This window comes from Bordetella bronchiseptica, from assembly GCF_900636925.1.
Classification (GTDB): Bacteria; Pseudomonadota; Gammaproteobacteria; order Burkholderiales; family Burkholderiaceae_B; genus Bordetella; species Bordetella pertussis.
The window spans coordinates 1,484,139-1,510,195 of sequence record NZ_LR134326.1; the positions used below are offsets into that span (position 1 = coordinate 1,484,139).

The following is a 26,057-nucleotide window of genomic DNA, read 5'->3' on the forward strand; positions in this document are numbered from 1 at the left end:
GCGCGGGTCATTCCAGCTGGAAGCCGAGATTGCCCAGGGCCTGCCTGAGCCGGTCCCGTCCGGCCAGGCTGCGCGCCCCGGCGACGCGGCGCGCGACCTGCGGCGTCCAGCCCGGCGCGGGCAGCCCCTGGGCGGCCTGGAATGCCGCGAGCCGTTCGTCGTACCGTTCGAGCAGATCGGCTTCCGAACTGGTGGCGTACTGGTCCCGGTGCAGGACAGCCGGCGGCGGCAGGCGGGGTTTGATGGATGCTGGCCGCGACGGATCGGGGTAGCCCACGCACAGGCCGAAGGCGGCAAAGCACTGCGCGGGCAGACCGAGTTCGGCGCTGACCCGTTCCGGCCGATTGCGCAGGCCGCCGATGAACACCGTGCCCAGGCCGAGCGCTTCGGCGGCGACGACCGCGTTCTGCGCCGCCAGCGCCGCGTCGACCAGGGCGAGCGTGTAGAGCTCAAGAAAAGGCAGTGCCGCGGCCGGGGCGTTCCGGCCGGCCGCCACGCGCGCCAGGCGCGACAGGTCGGCGAGCCAGACGAGAAACAGCGGGCATTGGACGACGTGCGGCTGGGACCCCGCCAATTCGGCCAGCCTGGCCTTGCGCGCCGGGTCGGTAACGGCCACCAGGCTCCATGCCTGCAGGTTGGACGACGTGGCGGCGGATTGGGCGGCCGCCGTGAGCGCCGTGAGCACGGCATCGTCCAGCGGTGTGTCGGCGTAGGCGCGCACGCTGCGATGCGACAACAGCAGGGACAGCATATCCGAGCCCGCCGCATGGGCAAGCGTCAGCGGCGGCGCGGCCGCGCCGCCGTAGCGCCGGTCCAGGTGTTCGTGCAGGCGCCCCGTGGACGGGTGCGGGACGGGCCGCTTCATTTGGCGGAGATCCGTGCCGTGTCCACCACCTGCCGCCACTTGGCCAGTTCCGATTTCATCAGCGCATGCAATTGGTCCGGGGCGCCGCCTTCGATCAGGAAACCCATGCCCTTGAGCGTGTTGACGGCATTGTTGTCCTTCAAGGCGGTGGCCAGCGCGTCGTGCAGCCTGGCCACGGTGGCGGGGGGCGTGCCGGCCCGCACCACGAAAGCGTACCAGGACGTGATCTCATAGCCGGGCAGGCCCGATTCGCTGACGGTGGGAATGTCCGGCAGTTCGGCGATACGCTGTTGGGTGGTGACAGCCAGCGCGCGCAGCTTGCCCGCTTCGATGAAGGGCTTGACCTCGGGCGCGACCGCGACCATGAAGGTCGTCTCGCCGCTTGCCAGGCCCAGCAGGGCGGGGTTGCCTCCCTTGTACGGCACGTGGACGGCGTTCACGTGCGCCATGGTCTTGTACAGCTCCGCGCCCAGATGGGGCGAGCTTCCGTTGCCGGCCGAGGCGTAGTTGGCCTGCTCGCCGTTCTTCTTGAGATAGGCCGTCAGTTCCTGCAAGGTCTTGAACGGCGAGTTGCCGGGCACAACCACGACCAGCGGCATGGTGGCCACCAGCATGACAGGGGTGAAATCCTTGAGCGGGTCGTACTCGATGCGCGACGCATAGAGCACGGGGTAGATGGACAGGGCGGCGATCGTGCCGAGGAACAGATGCTTGCCGTCGGGTTCGGCTCGCTTGATCGCAGCCGCCGCGACCGAGCCGCTGGCGCCTGGCTGGTTGACGACGATGACTTGTTCGTTGAGCGCCTTGGCCATGCCTTCGCGCAGGATGCGCGCCATGGCGTCGGTCGAGCCCCCTGGCGAAAACGGCACGACGATGCTGATGGGCTTGTTCGTTTCCACCCGGGGCTGCGCCGACGCCGCCGCGCCGATCATGGCGCCGGCGATCGCCAGCGCGGGTAACAGGATCTGCCTTCTCATGCTGCACCTCCTTGGATGTCCGTTGTGTGGCTCGAAATGCAACGCGGCCAGGCGTGCCCGGCCGTTGTGTTCAGGATTGGCGCGCGGTGCCCGGCGCAGCACTGTAGCCCAGCCGGTAGTCGTGATCCGCCAGCGCGGGGTCGCGCTGGCCGGGCGGTCCGAAGCCGCCTCCGCCGGGCGTGCGCATGACCAGTTCGTCGCCCGGGTTGAGGAGGTGCCGCTCGCGGACATCGACCGCCACACCGTTGATCCATACCGCGCCGGGCACGCCGGCCTGGCCGCCGCCGAGGCCCGGCGCCGGCTCGCGTGTGCGCTCGGCGAGAAAGACCACCGACAGGGGCCTGTCGTGACGGCTGACCATGCAGACCTCCTCGCCCAGGCCGCCGCGCCATTGCCCCGGGCCGCCGGAGTCGACGCGCAGGCGCTTGTAGCGGAAAAAGAGCGGTATGTCGCGTTCGGCGACTTCGACCGGCGTGGGCGAGATATTGCTGGGCCACGACATGACCGCCGCGCCGTCCTTGCCGCAGGTCGCGCCCATGCCGCCGTTGAAGAACAGCACCGTCGCCATCGGCAGGCCATCGGCGCCGGTGCCGCTGATGTTGGCGCTCCACAGCGGCGAGCCGGCGCCGGCCATGACCCGCTCGGGCAGGACCGCGTGCATGGCGCCGAAGATCAGTACCGGCAGGTAATGCCCGGTGGATGCCCGGCCGCCGACCGCCGCGGGGCGCGCCGGGTTGAGCAGGGAGTGCTCCGGCGCCTCTACACGGATCGCGCGCAGCATGCCGTCGCTGTTGGGAATGTCCGGGACCAGCAGGCATTTGATGGCGTAGACCGCCATGGCGGTGGTGTATCCGAGCGGACAGTTGATGGCCCGCGGCTGCTGCGGCGATGTGCCGGTGAAGTCGCAGGTGATGGCATCGCCTTCGATACGTACCGTGACGGCCAGGTCCAGCCGCTGTTCGAATCCGTCGGTCTGCATCGCATACCGGTACTGCCCGTCCGGCAACGCCGAGATTGCCTTGCGCAGCGCCCGGTCGCCGCGTTCGAACAGCGCCTCGGCAATATCGTCGACCCCCGGCAGCGCGTACTCCACCAGTACTTCGCCAAGCCGACGCGCCACGAGTTCGACCGCGCTGGCTTGCGACCAGATATCGCCCGCGGTCTGGTCGGGGGTGCGCACGTTGGTTCGTATCATGTCCAGGATCGCCTCATTGGGTGCGCCCTGGTCGAGCAGGCGAATGACGGGTATCTGCAGGCCTTCTTCGAACAATTCGTGGGCATTGACGGAGCGAAAGCGCCCGCCGATGTCCGGCACGTGGCCCGCGGTGGCGGCGAACGCCACCACCTTGCCCAGGTGGAACACCGGCTTGACCAGGCAGACGTCGTTCAGGTGCCCCGTGCCGATCCACGGGTCGTTGGTGATGAACACGTCGCCCGGGCGCAAAGTGTGGTGCGGGTACTTGGCGATCACGGCCTGCACTGTCGCGGGCAGGGTGCCGATGAAGGCCGGGATGCTGCCCGAGTTTTCGGTCAGGCAGCGTCCCGCGGAGTCGGTCACCACCACGGTGAAGTCGTTGGCTTCGGTCGAAAGCGTGGAGAACGAGGTCCGTACGATCAGCTTGGCCGCTTCGTCCGCGATCGAACGCACGCGCGCCCAGAATACTTCCAGGAAGATGGCGTCCTGGCGCCTGTTCATGGCATGGGGCCGGTCTGCGGTTTTCATGATGCTCACTCCTCGATCGTGATGCGGATATTGCCGCTGGCCAGTTGCAGCAAGGCGCCTTTCGGCCCCACCACCAGGGTCGAGCCGGCATCCTCGACCAGCGCCGGTCCGGCGGCGCGAAAGCCTGGCGTGAGCGCCGCGCGGTCATAGACCGGCGTGCGCACGAAGTCGTCGGCCTCCTTGAAGAACACCTGTCGCCATGCTTTGGGTTCGGGGGGCGCGCCGCCAGCCAGCGGCTCGGGCACGAATGCCACGCGCGGCGGCGCTTCGGCCGCCACGCGCAGGTTGACCAGTTCGACCGGCACATTGGGCGGCGTACGTCCGAACTTCTGTTCGTATGCCTGCTTGAAGGCCGCGACCAGTACGGTCCGCGTGGCCGTAGCCTCGCCGCCTTCCTGGTCATAGGGGCCCGCGGGTAGCCGGACCGACAGATTGAAGGCCTGGCCGATGAAGCGGCCGTCGGCGTGGCGCGCGATCTCGATGGGGCCGAAGCGGTCCTGTACCAGCTCCAGGGGCTCGCGCGCCTGGGCTTCCAGCGCGGCGAACTCCCGTTCCAGGTCGGCCAGCGACCCGGTTTCGGGCCGGAAGTTGGCGGTGCGCGAGCGATCGGCGCGCGCGGGGGCGATCAGCAAGCCGTAAGCGGAGGCCACGCCGGCGGCCGGCGGGCAGATGATGGACCGCACGCCGATCTTTTGCGCGACGTAATAGGCGTGCAGCGGTCCGCCGCCGCCCGTGCACAACAACACGAAATCGCCGGCGTCGCGGCCGCATTCGGCCAGGTGCACCCGCGCCGCGCCCGCCATGTTCTCGGCCACGATGTCGTGGATGCCCCAGGCAACGTCCACGGTTTCCCGGTCCAGCTGCCGGGCGAGGGTCCGGACGGCCATGTGCGCCCGGTCCCTGTCGATGCGCAGCGAGCCGCCGGCGAAATAGTCGGGGTTGAGGTATCCCAGCAGCAGGTTGGCGTCGGTGACCGTGGGCGCCTCGCCACCCAGCGCATAGCAGGCAGGGCCCGGCTCGGAGCCCGCGCTCAAGGGGCCGACCTTGAGCAGTTGCAGTTCGTCCTGATGCGCGATGCTGCCCCCGCCGGCGCCGATCTCGATCAGGTGAACCGTGGTGATGCCGATGGGCAGGCCGCTGCCTTCGGCGAAACGTTTGCGCCGCGCCGCTTCGAAACTGTGGGCGATGGACGGCGCGCCGCCTTCCACCAGGGTCAGCTTGGCGGTGGTGCCGCCCATGTCGAAGGCCAGCAGGTCCGGCTGCTGGTCGCAGACGCCGTAGTGGGCGGCGGCGATCGCCCCGCCGGCAGGTCCGGATTCCAGCAGTTCGATCGGATTGCGGCGCGCCTGGCGCAGGTGGCCGAGTCCGCCGTTGGACAGCATCATCAGTACGCCGCTGCGCAAGCCCAGCGTGGCCAGCTTGTCTTCCAGCGCGGCGAGATAGCGATCCGCCAGCGGCTTGATGTAAGCGTTGGCGACCGTGGTCGAGCCACGCTCGAATTCGCGGATGACCGGCGCCACCTCGGACGACAGCGTAAGGCTGACATCGGGCAGGGCTTGCCGGATCCAGGCGTGGACCTGTTGTTCGTGCCGCGGCGATGCGTAGGCATGCAACAGGCAGACGGCGATGGAGGTCGCACCGGCGTCGGCCAGGCTGTGCGCCATGGCGACGACCGCCTGGCGATCGAGCGGTTCGAGCTCGTTGCCATGCGCGTCGAGCCGGCCTGGAATTTCGCGGCGCAGGTCCCGGGGCACCAGTGGCGGGGGGCGGTCGATGGCCAGGTCGTACAGGTCGTACTTGCGTTCGTTGCCGATCTCTATCGCGTCCATGAAGCCTTGGTTGCACAGCAGGCCCGTCCTGGCGCCGGCGCGGCTGATCAGGGCATTGGTGAACAGCGTGGTGGCATGCACCACGCGGCCGACCTCGGACGCGGCGATGCCGCACGTGGCCATCAACTGGCGCACGCCTTCCATGACCGCCAGGGATGGATCGTCGTACGTGGTCAGCATCTTGAGGCTATGCAGCTTGCCGCCCGCATAGTCGAGCGCGACCAGATCGGTAAACGTTCCGCCGATATCAATGCCAATGGACCATTCAGCCAAGACAGTTCTCCGTTCGTGCTGGAAATGCCGCGCCTTCAATGCAGCGCGGCGCAGGCGGCCGCGATGCGGCGTTGCGCTTCTTCGATCAGGGTTTCCGACGCGGCGATGGAAAGGCGGAAGAAGCCGGGCATGCCATAGGCGTCTCCCTGGATGACGACCACGCCCTCGGCGTCGAGCAGGTGCAGGGCGAGGTCGGTGTCGTTGTCGATCGTGCGCCCCTGCGGCGTGCGCTTGCCAGCCAGGCCGGCGCAAGAGGCGAAGACATAGAAGGCGCCGTCCGGCGTGTCGCAGTGCAATCCCGGTATGGCGTTGATGCGCCGGACCAGCAGGTCGCGCCGCGCCTGGAACAGCTTTCTGGACGACGCGATGATGTCCTGCGGGCCGGTCAGCGCCTCGATCGCGGCGGCCTGGCTCACGGCGCTCGGGCACGACGTGCTTTGCGACTGCAGCTTGACCATGTTGGCGATCAGGGCCGCTGGTCCGCCGGCATAGCCGATGCGCCAGCCCGTCATCGCGTACGACTTCGAGACGCCGTTGACGGTCAGCACGCGGTCGGCCAGCGCCGGCTCCACGGCGGCGATGGTGGCGAAGCGGCGGCCGTCGTACAGCAAGTGCTCGTAGATGTCGTCCGTGATGACGCAAATGTCCGGGTGCCGCAGCAGCACTTGCGCCAGGGCCTTGAGTTCGGTCTCGTCGTACGCCGCGCCGCTGGGGTTGTTGGGCGAGTTCAGGATGAGGCAGCGCGTGCGTGGCGTGATCGCCCGCTCCAGCTCGTCGGGCTGCAGCTTGAAGCGATGTTGCTGCGCACAGGCCACGGCGACCGGCGTGCCGCCGGCAAAGCGCACCATATCGGGATAGGAAACCCAGTATGGCGCCGGGATGACGACTTCGTCGCCACGCTGCACCAGGCACAGCAGGGCGTTGAAGATCACCTGCTTGGCGCCCGACGACACGATGATCTGGTCCTGGCGGTACGCCAGGCTGTTCTCGCGCCGGAATTTCTCGGCCACGGCGGCCTTGAGCTCCGGTACGCCGCCCACGTCGGTGTATTTCGTCTGGCCGTTGCGCATGGCGCGCAGCGCGGCTTGCTGGATGTTGTCGGGGGTGGCGAAGTCGGGTTCGCCGGCGGTCAGCCCGATCACGTCGCGGCCGGCGGCCCGCAGTTCGCGCATGCGCTGGCCAGCCATGGAGCTGGGGGAGGGCGCGATCCTTGCCATTCTGTCTGCGAAACGCATGATGTGGTTCTCCGGCGCGCCAGGGCTCAGGCCACGCCCAGACCGGCCGAGAAGCCTTGCCGGATCTTGGTGGGGTTGAATTCGCTGAACATCCGCGCCAGCTGCCTGTCGGTGCGGGTGGCGATGAAGCTCGGGCCGTCGCCGCGCAGCGCCTGTTCGACGAGCGCGTCGAAGTGCGCCGGATCGGCCGCCCAGTGGCTGTTGCGCAAGCCGGCCCCGCGCGCCATCGCGACCACGTCGATGGTGTGGGAAGTGAGGGTGCGTTGCCCGCCGGTGATGTTGTAGACGCCGTTGTCGAACACGATGATGGTCAAGTTGGCGGGCCGGCAGGCCGCGACCGTTCCCAATGTGCCGAGCTGCATCAGCAGGGAGCCGTCGCCCTCCAGCGCGATGACCTTGCGCGACGGTTGCGCCAGGGCTACGCCCAGCGCAATGGGCACGGCCAGCCCCATGCTGCCCAGCATGTAGAAATTCTGCGGCCGTTGGCCGCTGGCCCAGAGATCGTGATTGGTCGAGCCGATGCCGCCAATGACGGCTGCGTCGTCCAGGCGCCCGACTAGCCGGGTGGTGAGGTCGTAGCGGCTCATGACCGCGGCGCTGTCGCGGGTGACCGCGGAATTGCTGGCGGGATGCATCGTCGGATCTCCTCAGTCGCTGGATTTCTTGGTCAATTTGGGGGAAAGAATGAGCGCGGCGGGCGAGCGCGTCGCGAAGGCCTGCCTGATGGCTTCCTCGACCACGAACTCGACCTCGTCGGCGTGCGTGAGGGTGTGATGCGGAATGCCCAGGGAGTCGAGGATCGGGCGCATGGTCTGCCATACCCGTACCTGGACCAATTGGCGGTCGCCCAGCGCGCCGCGCTCCGATATCACCATCACCACCGGGATTTCGTAAGGCACGGGCAGCGACGCCAGCACATTGGCCAGGGTGGCAAAGCCGCTGGTCTGGGTCAGGAGGATGCTGCGCATGCCCGCCATCTGCGCGCCGCAGACGATACCCAGGGCCTCTTCTTCGCGAGCGGGACAGACGACCTGGAAATGGTCGTCGGCCTCGACCCGGTCGATCAGCGGCTTGAGCACCTTGTCGGGCACGTAGGTCACCAGCCGGATGTCCTCTTTCTTGAGGATGCGCCAGACGGTTTCGTCCCATGCCGCGGTGGCCGCGGTGTCGCCGGTTTCATGCGCTGCGATTGCCCCCATGCCTGCTCTCCTGTGTGTGGCGCCGCGCGTGCCCGGCAGGGCATGTTGCGGACGTGATCGGTGCTGGAGTGGCCATACTAGGAATGCCGGTTAATTGATACAAACAAATATTTCGAATAGATTATTCGGCACAGCCGATAAATCACTCGCCGAGTGCCTGAGGGGAAAGAGGTATGGACCGTCGCGTTTCGCTGCGGCACTTGCGCTGCTTCCTGGCAGTGGTGGAAACCCGTTCGTTCACCCTCGCGGCCTCGCGCATGTTCCTGTCGCAGTCGTCGCTGACCGCCGCGATCCAGCAGTTCGAGGAAGCGGTGGGGCTGAAGCTGTTCGAGCGCACGACGCGGCATGTGGAGCTGACCGACGCCGGCCGCCACTTCAAGGCGGAAGCCGAGCGGGTCGTCCATGGCTTCGACGCCTCCATTCGCGATCTCAAGGCGTTCGGCCAGGGCGGCCGCATGCATGTCCATGTGGCCAGCGCCCCGTCCGTGGTGCAGGCGCTGCTGGTGCCGGCCATCCCGCACCTGAAGGCAAGTTTTCCCCATATCACCTTTACGGTTCGCGACGCCGACGCGACGCGCATCGAACGCATGGTGCTCAATGGGGAAATCGACTTTGCCCTGACCAGCAGGCATATCGCGTTCGACGAGCTCGAATACGTTCCGCTGCTGCGCGACCAGTACGGCGTGGTGTATCGCTCGTCGGCCTTTCGCCTGGAGGGCGAGGGGCCGGTGCGCTGGAGCAGCCTCGCCGCCGAAGGCTATGTGCAGTTCACGCCGGACACCGCGCTGGGCGCGATGCTGGCGGCCTTGCCCGCCGCCGCGCGCCTGTACGACGAGCAGCGCGACGCGGTATCCAGCAGCACCACGCTCTACGCCATGCTGGAGCTGCCGGGCACGTATTCCATCGTCGGCGCGTTGTCGGCCGGGACCGGCCCGTTTCCCGAGTTCGATTTCCGCGCGCTGGTCGATCCCGTGCTGACGCGCGAGATCTGCCTGGTGACACGGCGCCTGCGCTACATGTCCACGAGCGCGCGGCGCATCCTCCAGGCGCTGCTGGAGGTGTTCGACCGCATCGCCTTGCCGCAAGGGGTGGAGCTGCTGCGGCGCGACGCCCGGAGCGACCCGGGCAGCCAGGCCGCGACAGACGGCGCCGGCCCATCCTCTCCCACTTTGTAACGGCCGCTTGCTGCGCGCTGGAAACTTCGCTAGACTGCTTTCACAAAGGTAGTATCAATTGATACTGCCAAAGGCGGATCGATAACAAGCCAAGGAGACTGACCATGAAGTCACGCATTTGCCGCCGGCTGGCCGGCGCGTTGCTCGGTGTGGTTGCGGCTTGCGCCAGCCAGGCGCAGGACACCATACGCCTGGGGTTGCAGGCGGTCCCCACCGACGAGCTGTACCAGGCCCGGGACTGGGCCCAGCCCTACGGGTTGAAAACGGAAATCTCGACCTACAGTTCGGCCGGCGACTCTCTCAAGGCGTTCCTGGCCGGCCGCGTGGACGTGGTGTCCGGCGGCGCGGCGCGGCTGGTCACCATGGCGGCCAAGCAGCCCGAGGTGTTCTATATCGTGGCCGCCAACCAGTACGGCGGCGACCGCTACGGCATCATCGTCGGGCCGGAGGCCCCGTACAAATCGATCGCCGATCTCAAAGGCAAGAAGATCGGGGTGGTCAGCGGTTCGGGCGCGCACGGCACCTTGATGCTGTACCTCGAGAAGAACCAGCTCAGTCCCAAGGATTTCCGCTTCGTCAACATGAAGGTCGAGGATATCGCGGCGGCGGTGAACCGCGGCGTGGTCGACGCCGGCCTGGCCTGGGAGCCGCACGTCGCCCTGGCGGAAGTCAACGGCGCGGTCAAGCGCATCCAGTCGATGAAGGGCGTCAACGAAAGCCCCAACTTTATCCTCGTCAATCGCGAGTATGCGGGCAAGCACCCCGAAGCGGTCGCCAAGTACATCGCGTCCATGATCGACATGTCGCAGCTGACCACGACCGATCCCAAGAAGGCTGGCGAGATGATCGCGGCCCAGCTGGGCAAGTCCGGCGTCAGCATCCCGCCCAAGGCGATGGAGCTGGCCGTCTCGCGCATCGTGGTGGATCCGCGGATCGAGGATCGCCTGCTCGAAGAGCTGCCCGCCATAGCCGAGCCCATGATCGCCGCCGGACGCATCAATGCCATGCCGGAGTTCGGCAAGCTGGTTCAGAAGTCGTACTACGAGCGGGCTGCCGCGCTTGCCAAGGCCAGGCAGTGAGCCGAATCACGGAGACCCCATGAAGCCGCTTGCCGCAACCACAGCCCACACGGTCATGATCAGGCCTGCCGCGCGGCGTACTCCCGGCGCTTTCGCCGCGTACGCCGAGTTCGGCCGGTTCATGCTGCCCATCGTCACCCTGCTCGTGTTCTGGGAGCTCGCCGTCAGGGCGGGGTGGATCGCCTCGAACATCTTTCCCTCGCCGTCGATGATCTTCGCTCGCGCCAGCGAGCAACTCTTCTCCACCGGGCCGGAGCAGGGCATGCTGTTCAAGCACATCGGCGCCAGCCTGTATCGCGCCATCAGCGCCTTCGCGCTGAGCGTGCTCATCGGGATACCGCTGGGCTTCTGCCTGGGCCTGATGCCGTCGGTCCACAAATGGACCAGCCCGATCCTGAGCGTCATGCTGCCATTGCCCGCCGTCGCGTGGACCCCCATTCTGCTGGTCGCGTTCGGCCAGGGCGACCGGACCATCATCACCGTATGCTTCCTGGGCGCGTTCTTCCCTGTGCTCTACAGCACGATCCAAGGCGTCAAGGCGGTGAGCAAACAGTCGATCTGGGTGGTGCGCAGCATGGGCGGCAAGCGCCGGCACGTACTGCTGAACGTCCTGCTGCCCTCCTGCCTGCCGGCGCTGATATCCGGCCTGAAGCTGGGCATGGCCCACTCGTGGCGCACGCTGGTCGCCGCCGAGATGCTGGCGGCCATCAGCACGGGCCTGGGCTACATGATCTTCGCCGCCCGCAGCTATATGGACGTCTCGACCATGTTCGTGGGCATCGCGCTGCTGGCCTTGATCGGCATGGCGATCGAATACGGGATATTCGGCGTGCTGGAGCAGCGCACCATCAGGAAATGGCATGGCGCCTCGCGCATGGGAGGATCGAAATGAGCAGCGCAATGGCTTCCTCCATGCCTGGCGGCGACGGGGCCAGGATTTTCGACTGGCTTCTGGTGCCCCTGGTCTCGCTGGGCGTGCCGCTGTTGATCTGGGAATTCCTGGCGCGTTCCGGCCTGGTCAGCGACTTCCTGTTTCCCCCGCCCAGCAGTATTTTCTCCACGCTTTGGTCGGACTCCGGAGCCGATGTCCACGGCGGACAGCTATACCGCCATGTGTACTACAGCATGATGCGCCTGCTGGCCGGCCTTGCGCTGGCGGCGGCCGTCGGCACCCTGATCGGCATCCTGATCGGCCTGACCCGCTGGGGGCGGTTCGTCTTCAAGCCCTTGCTGAGCCTGTTCATGCCGGTGCCCACGCTGGCCTGGACGCCGATCCTGCTGTTGCTGATCGGCGTCGACAACAAGACCACGATCCTGATCGTGTTCATCGCGGCCAGCTTCGAGGTGATCCTCAACGTAGTGGCCGGCATCGAGAACATGAACGTCAAGGTGTTCTGGGTCGCGCGCTCGATGGGGGCCAGCCGCCTGCAGATCTTCTTCAAGGTGATCGTTCCCGGCATCCTGCCGTACCTGATCACCGGGGTGCGGCTGGGCAGCGGCTATGCGTGGCGGGCCTTGATCGCCGCGGAAATGCTGGCCGCCAGCTCCTACGGGCTGGGCTTCATGATCTACGAGGCCTCCGAGTTCATGGACATGACCACCATTTACGGCGGGCTGATCATGATTGCGCTGCTCGGCTATCTGATCGAGAACGTGCTGATGGGCGCGTTCGAGGAGCGTACGGTCGGTAAATGGGGCGTCCAGGTCGAACGCTGAAAACAACGAAACGGGAGACGGAGATGGCAAGGGACAAGATCGTGGCCAGGAACGTGAGCATGCGGTTCGGCGACGTACTGGCGATCAAGGATGCGACCTGCAGCATCGGGGAACGGGAGTTTGTCGCAATCATCGGCCCCAGCGGCTGCGGCAAATCCACCTTTCTGTATGTGATCGCAGGTTTCGAAGGGATTTCAGGCGGCGCCGTCGAACTGGACGGCGAACCGATACGCGGCCCGGGTCCGGATCGCGGCATCGTCTTTCAGGAGTTCGTCCTGTACCCCTGGCGCACCGTCATGGAGAACGTCACGCTGGGCCTGGACATCAAGAAGACGCCGCCGCAGGAAGCGCGGCGGCGCGCCCAGAAGTGGATCACTCTGGCGGGGCTGGACGGTTTCGAGGATGCGTATCCGTCCACGCTGTCCGGAGGCATGAAGCAACGGGTGGCGATCGCCCGGGCGCTGACCTACGACCCGGAGGTGATCCTGCTGGACGAACCATTCGGCGCGCTGGATGTGCAGACCAAGAACTACATGATCCATGACCTGCAGAGCCTCTGGACAGAGGCGAACAAGACCATCGTCATGGTGACGCACAGTGTGTCGGAGGCGGTGCTGCTGGCCGACCGCGTGCTGATATTCAGCGCGCGGCCGTCCTCCATCATTGCCGACATCAAGATCGACCTGCCCCATCCCAGGGGCGCCGGCGACGAGGGCGTGAAGGCGTACGAGGACGAGGTGACGCGCATCCTGTCGGCCGAAGTCGACAAATCCATGAGCATGGAGCGGCGCGTGGCGGCGTGACGCGCGGCGGGCCGGCTATGCCGGCCGCATTCCATATTGGCGCGCCCGATTTAAAGTAGTAGCATTAGATACTCCTAATTTGCAGTCAACCATACCGAGGTGAGAGAAATGAGCATGAACGAGGAAACCGCCGCCAAACTCCAGGGCCTGACCCGCCGTTTCGCCAAACTGGTGCACGACCTGAAGTTCGAGGACTTGCCCGAGGAGGTGCTGCACAAGGCCAAGCTGATCATTCGCGATGGACTGGGCAACCAGGTCGCGGCTTCGGCCATCAGCGAACCGGCGCGGCGCGTGGTCGAGATCGTGCGCGAATGGGGCGGCAAGCCCGAGGCCACCGTCATCGGCTATGGGTTCAAGGTGCCCGCGCCGCTGGCGGCCATGTGCAATGCCATGCTGGGCCACGGCGTGGAGCTGGATGACGCGCATGGGTCGGGCCTGATCAAGGGCGGTTCGGTCATGATTCCCTCGATCATGGCGCTGGCCGAGGCCAACGGCAAAAGCGGCCGCGACGTCATCACGGCCATCGTCGCCGGCTATGAAGTGGCGGTCCGCATCGCCAAGGCGATCAACCCCGGACATCGCCAGCGCGGCTTTCACACCACCGGCACGGTATCCCTGTTCGGCGCGGCCGCCGGGGGCGCCAAGCTGCTTGGTTGCGACGAAGAAGGCATCGCGGCGGCGATCGGCCTGGCCGCCATGCAGTCGGCGGGCATCCAGTCATACCTGGACGATCCGTGCATGGCCAAGCCGTTCAGTCCCGGCAAATCGGCCTTCAACGGCACCATGGCGGCCGTCATGGCCAGCCGCGGCTTCGCCGGCCCGCGCAAGGCCCTGGAATGCAAGGAGGGCTTCTTCAACGCCTACTGCGAAGATATCCGCGTCGACGACCTGCTCGACGGACTGGGCGAGCGCTTCGTCATCATGGAGGTCGGCTTCAAGCCGCATGCCGCCTGCCGCTATGCGCACGGCCCCATCGATCTGGCCCAGCAGTTCTTCGAGGAGGGGGTGCGCCTGGAGGACGTCGAGAAGATCGACGTGCGCATGTGCGAGTTGTCGATCCGCCAGGCGTCCAAGCCCAAGGCGCCCAACCTGAACGCCGCCATGGGCAGCACCGAGTTCGGTGTCGCGCTGGCATTGGCGGGCGGCCGCAACGGCCTGCGGGAGTACTGGGACGGTTTCAACGACCAGCGCGTCCACGAGGCCGCGGCGGACCGCACGCGTCTCATCATGGAGCCTGCGTACGGCGTCACCGGCCGCCAGGCGGCCATGGCGGTCACGCTGAAGGACGGGCGGGTGCTGCAGCGCGACCAGGCCGAGCCCAAGGGCGAGCCCAGCAATCCGCTGACCGACCAGGAGCTGACCGACAAGTTCACCGGCCTGGTGGACATGGTCGAAACGTCCAGCCAGGTCAGCGGCGAGTTTTCGCAGCGCCTGATGCGCCTGGAGGACGAGAAGGCGATCGCGGACCTGATCGGACCGCTGAAGGCGGCTGGCCAGACTCCCGCGCTGCGCGCCGCTTGACGCCGCCGCGCCGGGATGCGCGACAATGAACCGCGGGGGCGCCGGCCGCCCCCGCGGCATCAGGCCCGAGGGCGCGGGCGTTGCGCCCATACGAGGATTAAGCGATGAACGTGACGGACGGGATTGCGCAACGGTTGATGGCTGAGTACACAGGCATCCTGATCGACGGCGTCTGGCAGGCGGGAGAGGGCAGCTTTCCGGTGCTGGACAAATACACCCTGGCGCCCGCCGCCGAGGTCTCCCGCGCCAGCCGCCGGCAGGTCGCGCAGGCGGTGTCGCAGTGCAAGGCGGCGGCCGACCGGGGAGCGCCGGCGGCGCGCGAACGCGCGGCCATCCTGCGCCGCGCGGCCGGCCTGCTGGACGCCTATCGTCAGGACTTCGAGGCCGTCATGATGGTGGAGGGCGGCTTTACCGTTCACGACATTTCCGCCGAGTTCACGCGGGCCAAGGTGACGCTGGAACTGTCGGCCGACGAAGCGCTGCGTCTGACCGGCAGCATGGTGCCGTTCCAGGCCAGCCCGGGCGCGGAGCACAAGCTGGGGTTCACGGTGCGTGTCCCGGTGGGCGTGGTGGCGGCGATCACGCCGTTCAACGCGCCCTTGAACACGGTGCTGCACAAGGTTGCGCCGGCCTTCGCGGCGGGCAATTCCGTGGTGCTCAAGCCGTCGGCCTTCACGCCGCTGACCAGCGCGCTGCTGGCGCGGGTGCTGCTCGAGGCCGGCATGCCGCCCGAGTTCCTGGCCGTGGTCCAGGGCGAGGGCGATGACGTCGGTACGTGGCTGCTGGAAGAGCAGGATGTGGCGTTCTATACATTCACGGGCAGTACCCGGGTCGGGCGCATCATCCAGCGTGCCGCCGGGTTGCGGCGCACGCAGATGGAGCTGGGCAGCATCGCCAGCACCATTGTCTGCGCGGATGCCGATCTCGAGGCCGCCGTGCCGCGGATCGCCAACGCGGCGTTCCGCAAGGCCGGCCAGGTGTGTACATCGATTCAACGGCTGTACGTCGAGGACGCGCTCAAGAACGAGCTGATCGAACGCTTGTCCCGCTACCTGGACGACATGCCCGCCGGCGATCCGCGCGCCGGCGCGACGCGGGTGGGCCCCATGATCAGCGAGGCGGCCGCGGCGCGGGCGCAAGCCTGGATCGCCGAGGCCGTCGAGGCGGGCGCGCGCCTGGTGCGCGGCGGCGAGCGCCAGGGGGCGGTGGTACAGCCGGCCGTCCTGGCCGACGTGCCCGAGTCCTGCTCGGCCTGGAGCACCGAGGTGTTCTCGCCCATGGTGTCGATCAGGGGCTTTGCCCGCTTCGATGACGTCCTGGCCAGCGCGAACGACACGCCCTATGGCCTGGCCGCCGGCATCTTCACCAATGATCACGCCCGTATCATGAGCGCCGTTCGTGCGCTGCGCTTCGGTACGGTGCACATCAACGAGACCTCCAGCGCGCGGTGCGACGTCATGCCGTTCGGCGGCGTCAAGGACAGCGGTTTCGGCAAGGAGGGGCCCGGTTATGCGGCCCGCGAGATGACCGAAGAGCGCCTGATCGTCTTCAACCAGTAGTTTCTCGATCCGGTCCGAAAAGCGGCCCGCCGTCAGGCGGGCCGTTGCGTTCAGGCGGCCTGGCGGCGCCCGGCCAGGGCGTGCCGCGCCGCGCCGGCGCCGGCGATCCGGCCGAAGGCGGTGCCGATGGCCATGCCGATGCCCCCGGTGTAGCCCTTGCCGAGGATATTGCCCGCCATCATTTCGCCCGCCACGAACAGGTTCGGACTGGGCCGGTCATTGAAGCGGACCGCCGCCGTTTCGTCGGTCTTCAGGCCCAGGTAGGTGAAGGTGATGCCCGGCTTGAGCGGAAAGCCCTGGAAGGGCGGTTCGACGATGGGGCTGGCCCAGTGGGTCTTGGCCGGAGTCAGCCCCTGCGTGCGGCAGTCGTCCAGCACGGTGTGGTCGAACGTGCCGGATATGCACGCGGCGTTGTATTCGGCGATGGTCCGGCTGGTCTGCTCCACGGGCAGGCCCAGTTTGCGCGCCAATGCCTCGATGCTGTCGGCCTGCGTGCCTGGAAACACGGGCGGCATGAAGCGGCCGATCGATTTGCGGTCGATGATGGACCAGGCGATCTGGCCGGGTTGCTGCGCCACCAGCCGGCCCCATATGGCGTACCGCTTGGGCCAGAAGTCTTCGCCTTCGTCATAGAAGCGCTGGCCTGCGCGGTTGACCACGATGCCCAGCGGTACGCAGTCGATGCGGGTGCAGATGCCGCCGTCGTACAACGGGGAGCGCGCGTCGATGGCCACCATATGGGCCTGGGTGGGGTCGCCGATGGCGTCGGCCCCGCTGTCGAGCATGTGCCGCAACAGCACGCCCCGGTTGTACCGGGTGCCGCGGATGAGGAATTGCAGCGCGGGCCTTTCGCCGTTCTCGTTGGTGCCCCAGGCCTGGTCGAGCCACTCCAGGTTGGACTCGAAGCCGCCGGCCGCCAGTACGCAGCTGCCGGCCTCGATGCGGGCGCCGTCTTCCAGGACGGCGGCCACGAAGCGCTCGCCGTCGCGCTCGATGGCCGCCACCGGCGTGTCGTAGCGCACCTGTATCCCGAGGGCGGCGGCGCTGCGATAGTACGCGTTGACCAGGGCCTTGCCGCCGCCCATGAAGAATGCGTTGGTACGGGCCAGGTGCAAGGTTCCGGACAGCGAGTTCTGAAACCGTACGCCATGGCTGCGCATCCACGGCCGGCAATTCGAGGAGCGGCGGATGACGAGCCTGGCCAGGCGCTCGTTGGTGATGCCGCCGGTGACCTTCAACAGGTCCTGCCAGTATTCTTCTTCCGGGTAGCTCTCCACCAGCACGTCCTGCGGTGCGTCGTGCATGCAGCGCAGATTGCGCGTGTGCTGCGAGTTTCCGCCGCGCCATTCGCGCGGCGCGGCTTCGAGCAGCAGAACGCTCGCGCCCGCTTCGCGCGCCGACAGGGCGGCGCACAGCGCGGCGTTGCCGCCACCAATCACCAGTACGTCTATCATCCGTTCCTCCAGGGGTTGGTTCAGTCAGCGCCTACATTGAGCGTGCCGGGCGTGCGTTTCTCGACGGCGTTCTTGAGCAGTGCGGCGCTGCGATAAATGCCGTGGGCGAACTTGCCATACGGCATGGTGAGGAAAAAGGCCATGACGAAGCCCAGGTGTACCGCCAGCAGCACCGCCATCCATGACGTGTCGCGCAGCGCCAGCAACAGCAGGCCGGTCAGGCTCACGAAGAAAAGCAGGGCCATGAATCCGCGGTCCATCGCATGCTGGGCGGGGTCGCCATGGTCGGCGTGGCGCTTGCGGTTGAGCAGGTAGAGTCCGGCGGGCCCGATCAGCAGGCCGATGCCGCCGGCCGTGCCCAGCAGTACGGGCAGGCTGAGTACGGGGTAGGGCGCCTGCCAGCCCAGCGCGTAGTGATAGACCGTGGCTACGCCGGTGGCCGCGAAGCACAGCATGAAGCCGTAGAACGTCAGGTGATGAAAGCGGCGCCGCCACAGGGTGAAGCGCGCGCTTTCTTCGTTGCAGCCTTCTCCGTGTCCGCCACCCAGGTAGCGCAGCGTCAGGACGTCGAACGAAGCCTCCGCGGCCGCGCCGCTGGCCGAGGACGGCGGCGCGGCGTCCTGACGGGTGCCGCGCCAGAAGCGGGTTGCGCCGATTCCCAGTGCCAGTGCCGCATACAGGAAGACCAGGCCGAACATGGCCACCAGCAGGTTGTGCGGAAATATGGCGTAGAAATTGCCCTGCAACGGGGCGTGCCACAGGGCGCCGTTGAGCCAGACCAGCAGCGCCAGAAAGAGCGAGAGCGCCACGGCCGTCGCCAGCGACAGCGTCAGGCCGTTACGGTCGTAGAGCTGCCCCAACGCCCTCGGCCACGCATACTCGGAATAGGTTTTCAGGCGCACCTTGGCCAGGGTGCGAGGGATGTTGACGTCGAACTCGTGCGGCGCCGCGTACTGACAGGCATGCAGGCATGCCCCGCAGTTATGGCAAAGATTGGCGAGATAGTGCACATCCTCTTTCACGAAGTCGAGGCGCCGCGTCATCGCCGGGAACACCGCGCAGAATCCCTCGCAGTACCGGCACGCATTGCAGATCGTCAGGATGCGCCGCGCCTGCGCTTCGTCGTGCTCGATGCCGGTGTCTTCCACCGCGATCGGTATCGTTGCGCGGGCCATGACCTGGCTTTCGGTATAGGGTGTGCTCATCTGTCTCCTCTCCTTCGCTGAATGTCCGCGCACGGCGCGGCCCTACCGCATCCGTTGCATGAGTTGGCGGATCTTCTCTCGCGCGATGAACAGCTGGCCCGCCATGATGAGGCGCGCCGTGCGGTTCAGGGCGGCCTTGCGGACCCGCGGCCCGGCTGGTGTCTGCTCCACCTGCGAATCGACCGAAAGCGCGCCGGATGGATGGCCAAGCCGGATCTCGCTGCCGGTATCGCCGCGCAATTGCTCCTGCACCACCGAACCGGGGATGCGGCAGGCGATGGCGGTGCACACCGCGCCAGTCACCGCCAGGGCCTTGTGCGGTTTCTGCATCGCCAGCTGGCGCACGCACAGGTTGATGTCGGCGGCCTTGATGGGCGTGTCGCCCGCCACGTAGTCGCGCGGCGCCGATATCATCATCACGCGCGGCACGTTGGGACTGGTCTCGCGCGCCTTGCGGGCGTCGTCGACCAGGCCGAGCGTCACGGCGGCCCAGCCGCGCGCCTGCTCCAGGCGGTCCATGAGCGCACTGTCGTTCTGGATGTCCTGCGGGGTGGCGGTGGCGTCGCCGCCTATGTCCTCGGCCACCACGTAGACGAACGGCGTGGCCGCATCGATCAGCGAGACGCGGACGGGGCGCCCGTCGATCTCGATGGCGTCGGCGGCCTGGCCGGTAGGCAGCAAGGCCCCGGATACCGAGCCCGCGCAGTCGCCGAAGTCGATGGCCACCGTCGCGCCGCTGCCCGGCACCCCCGGCACTACCGTCGGACCCTCGACGCAAGGCACGCCCGCCCGCACCGCGAAGCTGGCCTCTACCACCTGCTTGGTGTTGGTGGTGTAGATGCGTACGCGATTCTGTCCCTCCCGGGCCGGGATCAGGCCGCGCAGGACCGCGTAGGGGCCGACCGCGGCAAGCATGTTGCCGCAGTTGCCGCCGGTCGAGACCTGGGCGCGCGTGAGGTCGACCTGGCAGAAGGTGTATTCGACGTCCGCGTCGGGGCGCCCGGATCGCGCGACGATGGCCGCCTTGCTGGTCAGGGGATCGGCGCCGCCGATGCCATCGATCTGCCGGGCATCCGGCGAGCCGTACGCCGCCAGCAGCGTCGCGTCCCGCTCCAACGGATCGGCCGGAAGGTCGGCCGCGAGAAAGAAACCGCCCTTGCTGGAGCCGCCCCGCATGTACAGGCAAGGCAGGCTGAGTTGTTCCGGATCGGCCGTCACGCAAAGCGGTGAGGGAGGGGCCTGCGTGCGCGGCGGTTCTTGGGCGGGTGCATCCATGGGCGGTCTCCTTGCGGATCCTGGCGGGACGGGGCCGGTGCCGGCGTCTTTACAGGATATTGGAAGTAGTGAATAATACTACTACCGTCAAAACCGTTGTCAAGGCTCGATCATGGACAAGCCGCGTACCGCACCTGTTGCCTCGTTGTCGCCGTTGAGTTTCGATCACGACCATCGTTCTAAGAAGCCGCGGGCCGTCGGGCTCACGTCGGTCATCGATTTCGGTCCGGACGGTTTCGGCTGGACGGGTCCCGCCAGCCTGCGCGATTACCTGCGTTGCGTGGCCGACTACATCGATTACGCCAAGATCTACGCCATGAACGCCCTGATCCTGCCCGAAGAGATCGTGCGCGAGACCGTGCGGATCTACCGGGATGCGGACATCAAGCCATACGCCGGCGGCATACTGTTCGAGTATGCGTACCTGAAGAACGAGCTGGACGGCTACATCCGGCATCTGAAGAAGCTGGGCATGCCCAGGATCGAGGTCTCGGAGAATTATCTCGACTTCGGCGATGACGAACGCATGCGCCATATAGAGACCATGCAAAAGCATGGCTTCGAGGTGATATACGAGTTCGGCAGGAAGAACCCGACCGAGCCGTTCAGCCTGGCGCAACTCGAGCGTGTCATCCGCAGCAATGTGGCCATGGGCGTGCATCACACCATCATCGAGCAGTCCGAGATCGACTGCGTCAGCGCCAGCAATCCGGCTATACTCAAGGACATTGCCGCCCGGGACTGGTTTCGCAATATATTCATCGAGGCGGACCCGTACGCCTTCCCGAAGGGCCACGCGACGCTGCTCGAGAAATTCGGCGATGGCGTCAATCTCGCCAACATTACCGCGGACCAGGTGCTGCGCCTGCAAGGATTCCGCTACGGCGTGGGCCGTGCGGTCAACTACTCCATCTTGTCCCGCATCTGAGGCAGGCCCCGGCACGGTCACGACAGCAAGGCAGTTTCCAGATGAACAATACGAGATCGGCGTACGAGAAGATAATCAAGGACCTGCAGGGCGTGGGCTTCAGCGATTACGAAGCCAAGACCTATATCGCGCTTCTGCTCACGCCCAACGCAACCGCCTACGAAATCAGCAAGGAAGCCGGCATTCCCAAGGCCAACTGCTACTCCGTGCTCGAGGCGCTGCGCAAGAATGGCGCCGTGCAGGCGGTTTCGGAGAATCCGGTCAAGTATGTCGCCGTCGATCCCAACCGCTATTTCAACCAGATGGTCGAGCTCACCCAGCTGCGCTGCGAAGACCTGAAGGAAAGCCTGAAGAACATCGGCCACCTGCCGCAGGAAGACCTGGTCTGGTCGCTCAACGATGCGGCGGCGGTCGGCCTGCATATCGAGAAGATGATCGGCTCGGCGCGCGACACGATTCGCATCAAGGCCGCGGACACCACGCTGGAGCCGCATTTGCCCAGCCTGAAGAAGGCCGCCCGGCGCGGCGTCAAGGTGTTGATCATCCTGTTCGGCGAGGATGTCCGGCCGTTCGATCTGGGCAAGAACTGCAAAGTCTATCTGCACGAAGGCAACGGCATACGCGTCGGCATCTCGCACAAGCTGATCACGGTCACGCGCGACTACAAAGAGGCCCTGGTCGCCGAGGTCGGCCGGGATGCCTACGGCTCCTATACGGAAAACAAGCCCATCGTCACCCTGGCCGACTCGCTGCTGCGCCATGAGATCTACTTTGCCGAGATCTTCAGCTGCTTCGGCGACGAGATCCAGGAGAAGTTCGGTCCGGCGCTGGTCAAGTTGCGCGAGAGCTACCTGCCCGCGGACCAGGCGGATGCATTGAAGGTATTCCTGGAAACGGCCGACCCTGCCCGGCTGGCCGGCAAGGCCACGGCGGCCTGAGCCGGCGGGCCCAAACGGGCAAGGCGTGCCCTGCCCGGGCCGCGCGCCGCATCAGGGCTCGGCCAGGACGGGGTTGCACAGGCGGCCGACGCGCTCGATCTCCACTTCGACCGTGTCTTGCGGCTTGAGCCAGAGCGGGGGAGTCCGCGCCATGCCGACGCCGGCGGGCGTTCCCATTACCAGGACGTCGCCGGGTTCCAGGGTCATGCATTCGGTAACGATGCCGATCGCCTCCGCGACGTCGAAAATCATGTCGTCCGTGTTGGCTTCCTGCACCGTCTGTCCATTCACCCGGCATGCGATGCCAAGGCCGCGCCCGCCCGGCGGAAGGTCGCCGGCCAGGACGAGCGCCGGGCCGAAGCCGCCGGTACGGTCGAAATTCTTGCCCACGGTCCATTGCGGTGTTTTCTTCTGGTAGTCGCGAACGGACATGTCGTTGAAGCAGGCGTAGCCCAGCACCATGTCCAGGGCCTGTTCCGGCATGACGTGCCTGGCGCGCTTGCCGATGACGACGGCCAGCTCCGCCTCGTAATCGAAATGACCCGAGACCCGGGGCAGCCATGCGGCTTGCCCGTGGGCCACCAGCGAGCTGGGGGCGCGCAGGAAGAACCATGGATACGTCGGCTTGTCGCGGCCGCCCTCCCTGGCGTGATCGTAGTAGTTCAGGCCCAGGCAGATGATCTTGCCGGGCCGGGTCAGCAGGGGGGCGAGCACGGCGGCCGAGCCGGCGACAAGCGGCGTGCCGGCGGCGAGCGCCTGCGCGCCGAGCGCGGGCAGGTCTTCTTCCCGGCGTATGCGCTCGCCCAGTTCGGGCGAGTCGCCGTTTTCCGGGCCGGGCAGCAGGACATAGCCATGGGGGTGCGCCACGGCGGCCATCGCGCGCCCGGCGTGGTCTAGGTTCACGAATTGCATGTTTTCTCGACGGTGGTGTGGGCAGAGCGTGCGTGCTCCGCGGTTCGGTGGAGCGGACGGGGCTTGGACCCGCGCCCCTATTGGGGCACGAGGGGCGCGTTGGGCTTGACGCCGGGTACCTCGATGCCATTGGGCCGGCCGTTGCTGGCCAGGCCATTGCGCCGCAGCAGCGGTTCCGGGATCGGCGGGCCGCCTTCGCAGGCCAGCCACAGGCGCAGCAGATGCCGGCGCCGCTCGGTTTCGGGCCAGTCTTCATACGCCGTGCGAGAGTGGAAGATGGTGAAGTTGGACAGGAGCTGCACGTCGCCGGGCTTGAAGTCCATGTCGAGGTAGAGCGCCGGATCGCATGTCAGTGCGTCCAGGCAGTCGAGCGCCTCGTTCTGTTGGGCGCTCAGGCGTGGCACGGACGGCAGCGCCTGCGCCTTGCGGATGGCGCTGCGCACGTAGTTGGCGTACATGCGCCCCTGGTAGGGCGCGAAGACGGGGCTCGACGAGTAGGGCTTCTGTCCTTCCGGGATCTCGCCCCAGCGCGTGCGATGAAAACTGTCCAGCAGCGTGCGCGCGTGTTCAGGGTGACGGGCGGCCAGTTCGTTCCAGACGGTCGTGGAGCTGACGACCGAGGACAGCCCGCCGGCCTTCGCCGGCCTGACGCACAGCAGGCCCACGATGTCCGATGAATCCGTGTGATACGGAAGCCGGTTGGAGGTCTGGTAGCCGCGCACGGCGGCGTCCGCATAATCCAGCCCCAGGTTGGCGACATGGCCCAGTACGTGCCCCTTGCCATTTTGCGAGACGGGCAGGCCGAGGTTCGTTCCGAGCGCCCAGAACGCAATGGCGGACTGCCGCATGGTGTACTGTTCGACCGGCACGCCGCGGATCAGGTACAGGCCGCGCCCGTGCAGCACTTCATGCTTGACCTGTTGCAGGCGCTGGCCGAGTTCGCCCAGTTCGAAGTCGTCCTGGCTCAATTCCGTGATGTCCTTGCCGCCGGCGTCGGCGTGCCGCACCGCCCGGTCCAGTTGCTCCAGCTCGGGGCCGGTCAGGTGATGCACCCAGTATTCCGGGTGTTTATCCAGCTGCGGCCCGTACCAGGCCTGTGCGTTCCGGTATGAGTCCAGCGACGCGGCGGTCGGCGTGCATGCTTCGTTCATGGCATTCTCCCTGCGGGATGGCCCGCCGGCTGCGAAACCGGCGGACGAGTTTGTCCCTGCCACGCGTGCGTGGCGGGATTGCGGTTCGGAAAGGGTGCTGCGTCCAGGCCGGCGCTGCGGCCGTGTCAGATGGGCTGCAGATTCAGGCGGTCGATCAGGTCGCCCCACTTGGCCATTTCCGACTGGAGCGACGCGGATGCCTCGGCGGGCGTATTGCCGATCGGGACCGCGCCTTCCTCGGCCAGCTTGCGGATGAAGTCCGCGTCCTGCATCGCCGACTTCAGATCGTGGTTGATCTTGTCGACGATGCGATCGGGGGTGTTCTTCGGCACCATGACGGTGAACCAGGCGCCGCTCTCGAATCCGGTGACGCCCGCCTCGGACACGGTTGGCACGTCGGGCAGGACCTGAGTGCGGGTCGTGCCGGAGACGGCCAGCGCGCGCAGCTTGCCGGCCTGGATCTGCGGCAGTACGAGCGGAATCGGCGCGAAGGCGAAGTCGATGCGGCCGGCCACCACGTCGTTGAGGGCGGGCCCCATGCCCTTGTAGGCGACGTGCGTGAACTTGACGCGCTTCATCAGGGCCAGCAACTCGCCGGAAAGATGATTGGCCGATCCGATGCCGGCCGAGCCGAAGGTGATCTGCTCGGGCCGCTGGCCGGCGTCCGCGACCAGGCTGGCGACATCCTGGTACCTGGATTGCTCGGCCGTGACCAGGACAAAGGGCGGGGTGGCGACCACCGAAACGGCTTTCAGGTCCTCGACGGGGTCGTACGGCAGGCCCTTGATCAGCTTGTTCGCGACGACCAGGTTGCCCGCCGCGCCCAGGACCAGGGTGTGTCCGTCCGGTTCGGCCTTGGCGACGGTGTTGACCGCGATGGTCCCGGACGCGCCGGGCTTGTTCTCGACCACGACCGGCTTGTCCCAATACTGGGTCAGCTTGAGCGACAACAGCCGCACGAGCATATCGGCATTGCCGCCGGGGGTATAGGGCACCAGAAAACGGACCGTTCGCTCCGGATAGGCCGGGGCAGGGGTCTGCGCGCAGGCGGCTGCATGCGTCGAGGCGGCCAGCAATACTGCGAAAAGCCGTTGCAACATCATTCTGTCTCCAGGGTTTCGGTCGACCGGTGTGCCCCGGCGCAAGTGGTGACGTATTCCGTTTGGTGGAAAGCAGTCTATCCGGGCCAGTGATAAATTAATAATAGGAGTAACTTATCAAGTGATCGGAAAAACAAAATGCAGAAATCGGCGGCCAGGGGGCTGGGGCATATCCGGATCAAGCACTTGCGCTTGCTCGAACTGGTGGTGCAGTACGGATCCCTGCGCAAGGCGGCCGAGGGCCTGCACCTGAGCGAGCCGGCCGCCAGCCAGATGCTGCGCGAAGTCGAGTCCACGTTCGGGGTGACGCTGTTCGAGCGAGGCAGGCGGGGCATGCGGCCGAATCCGTTTGCCGATGTGCTGGTGGGCCGCGTGCGGGTCATCCTGCGCGAGCTGCACGAGATGCAGGCCGACGTGGCTGAGCTGGAGCATCGCCAGGGTGTGTCGATCGACCTCGGCGCGCTGCCGCGTTGCCTGCATACCCTTGTGCCCACGACGCTGGTGCGCTTGTTCGGCGCCGGCTTCAGGTCGCGCGTACGGATTGCCGAGGGCACGTCGCGGCAGCTGCTCGACGCGCTGGACCAGGGCGCCATCGATATCGCGGTCACCCGTTTGCTGGAAAGCCACGCGGGCCTGGCCGGCGCGCGCAATTTCGACAGCGCGGTCCTCTATGAGGAAGCCATTGCCATCGTATGCAGCACGGACCATCCGCTGAGCGCGGTGGACACGGTCACCCTGGACATGCTGACGCAGTACGACTGGGTGCTGCCGCCGTCGACCTCCATCACCGGCAAATTGATCGAAGAGGAGTTCGTCAGCGCAGGGCTGCGGCCGCCCGTGCCGAAAGTGGAATGGCTTACCTCGGCCTCGCGCCTGACCCTGGTGCAGAAAAGCAATTTCCTCGGCATATGTCCTGCCTCGGTGGCGGCCGAATTGCAGCAGGGCGGCCGCCTGCATGTGCTGCCCGTCAACCCGCGGGTTCCGCTACCGCCGATTTCGGTGGTGTGGCGCCGCACCAAGGGCGACATCGCGGAAATCATGGACATGAAGAACGCGCTGATCGAGTGCGCGGCCGCCATGCCGGGCGCAATGGAAACCGGGGCGGCCGCCCGCGCCGGCGAATTCTGACCCGGCCCGCGT

Annotated in this window: 23 protein-coding genes; 10 read left to right on the plus strand and 13 right to left on the minus strand. The window is 66.8% G+C overall.

Annotated elements, in window-relative coordinates; genetic code table 11:
• Window positions 1–7: 7 nt before the first annotated feature.
• The 7 genes from EL288_RS06950 to EL288_RS06980 form a co-directional block, all read right to left on the minus strand.
• Window positions 8–865 carry a nitroreductase family protein gene (locus tag EL288_RS06950; RefSeq protein ID WP_015065181.1) on the minus strand — a complete coding sequence of 286 codons (858 nt, stop codon included), beginning with the start codon at window positions 863–865 and terminating at the stop codon, window positions 8–10.
• Window positions 862–1,842 (minus strand): Bug family tripartite tricarboxylate transporter substrate binding protein, encoded by a 981-nt coding sequence (locus EL288_RS06955; protein ID WP_003813537.1) that lies wholly within the window; start codon window positions 1,840–1,842, stop codon window positions 862–864. Before EL288_RS06955 ends, EL288_RS06950 begins: the two co-directional genes overlap by 4 nt.
• A 70-nt stretch (window positions 1,843–1,912) precedes the next feature.
• Window positions 1,913–3,574: a hydantoinase B/oxoprolinase family protein gene (locus EL288_RS06960; RefSeq protein WP_010928929.1), complete on the minus strand. Its 1,662-nt coding sequence runs from the start codon at window positions 3,572–3,574 to the stop codon at window positions 1,913–1,915.
• Window positions 3,571–5,706, minus strand: a complete 2,136-nt coding sequence (locus EL288_RS06965) for a hydantoinase/oxoprolinase family protein (protein WP_033458811.1) — start codon at window positions 5,704–5,706, stop codon at window positions 3,571–3,573. The genes EL288_RS06960 and EL288_RS06965 overlap by 4 nt, the downstream gene beginning before the upstream one ends.
• On the minus strand, window positions 5,703–6,902 hold the full coding sequence (locus EL288_RS06970; RefSeq protein WP_003813530.1) for a pyridoxal phosphate-dependent aminotransferase: 1,200 nt from the start codon (window positions 6,900–6,902) through the stop codon (window positions 5,703–5,705). Before EL288_RS06970 ends, EL288_RS06965 begins: the two co-directional genes overlap by 4 nt.
• A 26-nt stretch (window positions 6,903–6,928) precedes the next feature.
• Window positions 6,929–7,537 (minus strand): thiamine pyrophosphate-dependent enzyme, encoded by a 609-nt coding sequence (locus EL288_RS06975; protein WP_003813527.1) that lies wholly within the window; start codon window positions 7,535–7,537, stop codon window positions 6,929–6,931.
• A gap of 12 nt (window positions 7,538–7,549) precedes the next feature.
• Window positions 7,550–8,101: a thiamine pyrophosphate-binding protein gene (locus EL288_RS06980; protein WP_003813525.1), complete on the minus strand. Its 552-nt coding sequence runs from the start codon at window positions 8,099–8,101 to the stop codon at window positions 7,550–7,552.
• A 173-nt stretch (window positions 8,102–8,274) separates the two neighbouring features.
• Between EL288_RS06980 and EL288_RS06985 the strand changes: the two genes are divergently transcribed.
• The 7 genes from EL288_RS06985 (at window position 8,275) to EL288_RS07015 (ending at window position 15,954) form a co-directional block, all read left to right on the plus strand.
• Window positions 8,275–9,276 (plus strand): LysR family transcriptional regulator, encoded by a 1,002-nt coding sequence (locus EL288_RS06985; protein ID WP_003813523.1) that lies wholly within the window; start codon window positions 8,275–8,277, stop codon window positions 9,274–9,276.
• Window positions 9,277–9,380: 104 nt separating this feature from the next.
• The gene (locus EL288_RS06990) at window positions 9,381–10,355 is read left to right on the plus strand and encodes an NrtA/SsuA/CpmA family ABC transporter substrate-binding protein (protein WP_003813520.1); all 975 of its coding nucleotides are present in this window, start codon (window positions 9,381–9,383) and stop codon (window positions 10,353–10,355) included.
• Window positions 10,356–10,374: 19 nt separating this feature from the next.
• On the plus strand, window positions 10,375–11,247 hold the full coding sequence (locus EL288_RS06995; protein WP_003813519.1) for an ABC transporter permease: 873 nt from the start codon (window positions 10,375–10,377) through the stop codon (window positions 11,245–11,247).
• The gene (locus EL288_RS07000; protein WP_126621904.1) at window positions 11,244–12,071 is read left to right on the plus strand and encodes an ABC transporter permease; all 828 of its coding nucleotides are present in this window, start codon (window positions 11,244–11,246) and stop codon (window positions 12,069–12,071) included. The genes EL288_RS06995 and EL288_RS07000 overlap by 4 nt, the downstream gene beginning before the upstream one ends.
• 23 nt (window positions 12,072–12,094) lie before the next feature.
• Window positions 12,095–12,874: an ABC transporter ATP-binding protein gene (locus EL288_RS07005; protein ID WP_003813516.1), complete on the plus strand. Its 780-nt coding sequence runs from the start codon at window positions 12,095–12,097 to the stop codon at window positions 12,872–12,874.
• 108 nt (window positions 12,875–12,982) lie between these two features.
• Complete coding sequence (locus EL288_RS07010; RefSeq protein ID WP_003813514.1) at window positions 12,983–14,395, plus strand: MmgE/PrpD family protein; 1,413 nt, start codon at window positions 12,983–12,985, stop codon at window positions 14,393–14,395.
• Window positions 14,396–14,499: 104 nt separating this feature from the next.
• On the plus strand, window positions 14,500–15,954 hold the full coding sequence (locus EL288_RS07015) for an aldehyde dehydrogenase family protein (RefSeq protein ID WP_003813512.1): 1,455 nt from the start codon (window positions 14,500–14,502) through the stop codon (window positions 15,952–15,954).
• A gap of 50 nt (window positions 15,955–16,004) precedes the next feature.
• On the opposite strand, the gene tcuA is transcribed toward EL288_RS07015, so the two are convergent.
• From tcuA to EL288_RS07030, 3 genes are read right to left on the minus strand one after another with little or no spacing between them, the layout of a single operon-like run.
• A complete protein-coding gene (tcuA, locus tag EL288_RS07020) occupies window positions 16,005–17,408 on the minus strand; it encodes an FAD-dependent tricarballylate dehydrogenase TcuA (RefSeq protein ID WP_003813511.1) in 1,404 nt (467 codons plus the stop codon).
• Between the two features lie 20 nt (window positions 17,409–17,428).
• Window positions 17,429–18,613 (minus strand): tricarballylate utilization 4Fe-4S protein TcuB, encoded by a 1,185-nt coding sequence (gene tcuB / locus EL288_RS07025; RefSeq protein WP_003813507.1) that lies wholly within the window; start codon window positions 18,611–18,613, stop codon window positions 17,429–17,431.
• Between the two features lie 42 nt (window positions 18,614–18,655).
• Entirely contained in the window at window positions 18,656–19,888 is a 1,233-nt protein-coding gene (locus EL288_RS07030) for a 2-methylaconitate cis-trans isomerase PrpF family protein (protein ID WP_015040164.1), read from the minus strand.
• 112 nt (window positions 19,889–20,000) lie between these two features.
• Here EL288_RS07030 and EL288_RS07035 point away from each other — a divergent pair, with 112 nt between their 5' ends.
• Both EL288_RS07035 and EL288_RS07040 read left to right on the plus strand, forming a co-directional pair.
• Window positions 20,001–20,816: a phosphosulfolactate synthase gene (locus EL288_RS07035; protein WP_003821483.1), complete on the plus strand. Its 816-nt coding sequence runs from the start codon at window positions 20,001–20,003 to the stop codon at window positions 20,814–20,816.
• A gap of 41 nt (window positions 20,817–20,857) precedes the next feature.
• The gene (locus tag EL288_RS07040; protein ID WP_033458812.1) at window positions 20,858–21,754 is read left to right on the plus strand and encodes a TrmB family transcriptional regulator; all 897 of its coding nucleotides are present in this window, start codon (window positions 20,858–20,860) and stop codon (window positions 21,752–21,754) included.
• Between the two features lie 51 nt (window positions 21,755–21,805).
• Here the strand turns inward: EL288_RS07040 and EL288_RS07045 are convergent, their stop codons facing one another.
• The 3 genes from EL288_RS07045 to EL288_RS07055 all read right to left on the minus strand — a co-directional run bounded on the left by EL288_RS07045 (window position 21,806) and on the right by EL288_RS07055 (window position 24,920).
• A complete protein-coding gene (locus EL288_RS07045) occupies window positions 21,806–22,666 on the minus strand; it encodes a fumarylacetoacetate hydrolase family protein (RefSeq protein WP_003821484.1) in 861 nt (286 codons plus the stop codon).
• A 77-nt stretch (window positions 22,667–22,743) separates the two neighbouring features.
• Window positions 22,744–23,817: a TauD/TfdA family dioxygenase gene (locus EL288_RS07050; protein WP_003813493.1), complete on the minus strand. Its 1,074-nt coding sequence runs from the start codon at window positions 23,815–23,817 to the stop codon at window positions 22,744–22,746.
• 125 nt (window positions 23,818–23,942) lie between these two features.
• The gene (locus tag EL288_RS07055) at window positions 23,943–24,920 is read right to left on the minus strand and encodes a Bug family tripartite tricarboxylate transporter substrate binding protein (protein ID WP_003813492.1); all 978 of its coding nucleotides are present in this window, start codon (window positions 24,918–24,920) and stop codon (window positions 23,943–23,945) included.
• 135 nt (window positions 24,921–25,055) lie between these two features.
• Here EL288_RS07055 and EL288_RS07060 point away from each other — a divergent pair, with 135 nt between their 5' ends.
• Window positions 25,056–26,045 (plus strand): LysR family transcriptional regulator, encoded by a 990-nt coding sequence (locus EL288_RS07060; protein WP_010928922.1) that lies wholly within the window; start codon window positions 25,056–25,058, stop codon window positions 26,043–26,045.
• Window positions 26,046–26,057 lie beyond the last annotated feature (12 nt).